At 46.5% G+C, this 594-nt stretch carries 1 protein-coding gene; it reads right to left on the bottom strand.

The genetic code is table 11. From position 1 onward, the window contains the following. Positions 1-95: 95 nt before the first annotated feature. On the bottom strand, positions 96-594 hold a 499-nt coding region (locus tag R7044_RS26665; RefSeq protein WP_225456168.1), incomplete at its 5' end, for a winged helix-turn-helix domain-containing protein.

Raw genomic sequence — 594 nt, 5'->3', positions numbered from 1 at the left:
TGCCGAAGAAAGGCAGGTCCCTGTGCATTTTTTTCCGCGTTCATCTTTCAACCACTCATTACTCCAGAAATGGCATTGATAAGCTGCGTAAAAATCTAAGCCTTTGTTGAGAAGCGGTAACCAGCGCCACGAACGGTTTGAATCAGTTTGTCGTGACCGGCAGCTTCCAGTGCTTTACGAAGACGACGGATATGAACGTCAACAGTACGGTCTTCAACATAAACATTGGTGCCCCACACGTTATTTAGCAGCTGCTCACGGCTGTAAACACGCTCTTGATGGGTCATAAAGAAGTGCAGCATCTTGAACTCGGTAGGCCCCATATCAACCGCTTCATCATTCGCAGTAACACGGTGAGAAACAGGATCGAGTTTGAGACCTTGAACATCAATCACATCTTCTAATGCGGTCGGCGTAACACGGCGAATAACCGCTTTAAGGCGAGCAACTAACTCTTTAGGTGAAAACGGTTTGGTAATGTAGTCATCTGCACCAACCTCTAAACCGCGAACTTTATCTTCTTCTTCACCGCGAGCAGTCAGCATCACAACAGGAATGTTGCGTGTAAGCTCTTCACGTTTCATGTGTTTGATA

This window comes from Vibrio sp. 1402, assembly GCF_033340275.1.
Note: the sequence above shows the minus strand (reverse complement) of the source record. Positions and strands in the feature narration are given on the sequence as shown.